3 protein-coding genes are annotated in these 3,365 nt (G+C 41.1%); 1 reads left to right on the top strand and 2 read right to left on the bottom strand.

All coding sequences use genetic code 11. From position 1 onward, the window contains the following. Together AC1DWN_RS30750 and AC1DWN_RS30745 are read right to left on the bottom strand one after the other, a co-directional pair. Positions 1-762 (bottom strand): SpoVR family protein (locus tag AC1DWN_RS30750; protein ID WP_477562660.1); only part of this gene is annotated, 762 nt, incomplete at its 3' end. A gap of 104 nt (positions 763-866) precedes the next feature. Then, entirely contained in the window at positions 867-1,763 is an 897-nt protein-coding gene (locus AC1DWN_RS30745) for a GGDEF domain-containing protein (protein WP_477562659.1), read from the bottom strand. A 191-nt stretch (positions 1,764-1,954) separates the two neighbouring features. On the opposite strand from AC1DWN_RS30745, the gene AC1DWN_RS30740 reads away from it, so the two are divergent. Beyond that, a partial coding sequence (locus tag AC1DWN_RS30740; protein ID WP_477562658.1) for an ABC transporter ATP-binding protein occupies positions 1,955-3,365 on the top strand: 1,411 nt, incomplete at its 3' end.

Below are 3,365 nucleotides of genomic sequence, written 5' to 3'. Positions count from 1 at the left end.
ACGCAGCATCGTCAAAATATCTCGTTGCCAATCCTCTAAGATAGATGAATATTCCTCAATAAACCAGATGAGGTCCTTCTCCGGTTTAGGAGGAAATCGTTTAAGATCTGCAGCAAGAGCGGATGCTTCAGCTTCTGCGTCAGGGTTTGGCTCTAAGTGCCACAAATCCTCGTACTCCGATGGAAGGGTTGTTTTGGATGAGCGTTCCGTTTCTCTGCGTGCTAATTCGATGTAACGCGCTTTATCAAGCTGATAAGGCTTAATCAGCGTCGGGTCCACATGCTCCTGAATGGCAAGAACGGCGTCAATAAACTTCTCAACAGCTTCTGTGCCATGATCCATTTCATATTGATGGATACGGTCAGCAGTTGCGGACATGCTCTCGACCATGTTGCGGTTCGTTACACTGAAGCGGGAGTTGTTTTTGAAAAAGTCACAGTGCGCTAGTACATGTGCGACGATTAGCTTGTTCTGGATAAGGGAATTGCCCTCAAGCAGAAAGGCGTAGCAAGGGTTCGAGTTAATGACTAACTCATAAATTTTACTTAGACCAAAGTCGTATTGCATCTTCATCTTATTAAACGTTTTTCCGAAGCTCCAGTGACTGAAGCGAGTCGGCATACCATATGCACCGAAGGTGTAAATAATATCTGCAGGACAGATCTCATACCGCATTTGGTAGAAATCGAGTCCAAAGCCTTGTGCAATCTCTGTTATTTCATCGATGGATCGCTCCAACGCGCGAATCTCATCCTGGTTCATCCGTCATCCCTCCGTATTTGCAAATACGATTCATACCATATGTATGACGGGCTGGCTAACGTTATGACAAAGGATGGTTGAAATCAAGCTTCAGATTAAACACGCTATTTATTCTTAATATCATACATAGCATGATCCGCATTGTTGATTAGTTCTTTTAGACTGGAGTTGAGTCCAGGGGTATTGCTAATTCCAATGCTTGCTGAAATGTGGATTGCTTCTCCATTAATAATAAAAGGGTTACTGAAGGAGTCTTTAATTTTCTCAGTCACGAACTGAATATCTTGATTGTCAACGAGATGTTGAAAGCATATAAGGAACTCGTCACCACCATAACGAATCAATATATCGGACTTTCTAACGTTATGTTTAAGCCGGGCTGCAATATCAAGCAAAAGCAGATCACCAAAATCATGGCCAAAAGTGTCGTTAACATCTTTGAAGTCATCAATGTCTATGAACATCACGCTAAACTGCTTGTCAGATCCGATATGGTAGAGATGCTTCAAATAACGTCGATTGTAAAGACCGGTTAAGCTATCTGTGACACTTTCATTCTCAAGCTCAATGATATAGCCGAAAAAGGAGGCCATGGATTTGATAAATGCAAGCTGCTTTTCATCTAGCTGGATAGGCTCGCGATCCATCAAGCAAATTGTGACGTATGAGGGACTGTCCAAAGTTGTAACGGCTATACCTGCAAATGAGTATGAGCCAAGCTGATCTCGATAGGGTAAGGCGGTGGTCCGATCGTCCTCTAGGATGTTTTGGATAATTAGAAGTGAGTTTGGTTGGTTAGATACGAGGTTGCTATAAAACTGTAGCAGTAATTCTTGTGTTCCGATATTAATTAATTGATCTTGATGGTTATATACTTTAAACAAACGAGTAAGAGAGCCGTCATTTACTGTAATAAACAACGTATTCAATTGGAGGAAGTTTTTTAGTAGATTAATAATATGTTCGGCTGCATCTTCCAGTGAGCGTATTTGACTGCTCATGTTATTCAACTCCTGCCGTAGTGTTGAARCAAATAAATGTTTATCTAATAGTTCTATAGTAGTCTAAAAAGAGCATGAACTCAATCATTAATTGAGAGGATTTAGGGAATTAGAACTATGCATTTATAAAAAAATGCCAATTCCAACTAATGCAGATATAATTAGTTCAAAGACTACTCGGAGGAAATGCGATGCTCACAATATTCTCGTTTCTAAAAAAGTATCGATTAACAGTTTGTGTTGCTTTAATGCTCATGCTTATGGAGCTCATAGTAGAGTTGCTGCAGCCTTTTATTATTTCCAAAATTATTGATGATGGAATCGTTAAAGACAATTTATCTGTGGTATTGAACTGGGGCGGTGTATTAATTGGCTGCTCAGTATTTGCTTTTGTAGTCGGTATATTAAGTTCATTCTACGCCTCACATGTTAGTCAAAGCTTCGGCTTCGACATAAGAGAGCGTTTGTATGAAAAGGTTCAGTCATTTTCTTTCGCTAATTTTAATCGTTTTCCAGAAGCTTCTCTAATTACTAGACTTACCAATGACGTCATGCAGCTGCAAAATACAGTGTTTATGGGCTTGCGTATTATGATGCGGGCTCCATTACTTGTTGTAGGTAGTATCTGTATGGCTTTCATAATCAATCCGAAGCTTGCCATATGGCTGACTGCTGCCGTACCTTTCCTTGGCGTATTCCTGATTTGGGTATTGAAGAAAGGCTCCCAACTGTTCCAATCTGTACAAGAACAACTGGATCAAGTTAACGGAGTGATGCAGCAAAATTTAATCGGAATGCGAATCGTTAGAGTTTTCGTTCGAATGAAGCACGAAACGACGCGATTCTCGCAGTCTACCGGACAATTAAAGGACAGTACAGTCGCAGCGTTAAGGTTGACGGAAACAACGATGCCCATTATTTTACTCGTTATGAATGCTAGTGTGATGGCTGTATTATGGTTCGGGCGTATCGAGCTTGATACGAACGGTGCTAGCGTGGGAGAGATTGTTGCTATTGTTAACTATGCGACAAGAACAACGGCTGCATTATCGATCATGTCTATGATCATTGTCAACTTTTCGCGTGCTCGCGCATCGGCACAACGGATTGAAGAGGTTTTGCTAACAGCAATCGATTTGGAGGACACGGAGGAGAGCGACGAAGCAGTAAAGCTTCGTAGTGGTTTCGTATCCTTTGAACAGGTATCCTTCCAATATCCAGATACGCAAGATCATGTTTTAGATGATATTTCTTTTCAAGCTAATTCGGGTGAGACAATCGCAATAATGGGAGCTACGGGATCAGGGAAGTCATCGCTTATTCAGCTTATACCTAGGCTGTATGACGTTAATGGCGGAACGGTAAGTGTTGATGGTACAGATAATCGAGCATTTAAGCTTGAGCAATTACGAAGGCAAATCGGGTATGTTCCTCAGGATATTATGCTATTTACAGGTACAGTCGAGCAAAATATTAGGTGGGGCAAAGAGAATGCCACATTTGAAGAAATAATAGAAGCAGCAAAGCTGGCGCAAATTCATGAAACGATCATGAAGCTTCCAGAACAATATGAAACCATTGTCGGACAGAAAGGCGTTAATC

The sequence above is a fragment of the Paenibacillus sp. P4_A7 genome (assembly GCF_056402455.1).
This window is presented reverse-complemented; position numbering and strand designations above follow the sequence as displayed.

Excerpts from the sequence above, each read along its gene's own strand:
- AC1DWN_RS30745 (WP_477562659.1), bottom strand. The coding sequence starts at position 1,763 with ATGAGCAGTCAAATACGCTCACTGGAAGATGCAGCCGAACATATTATT.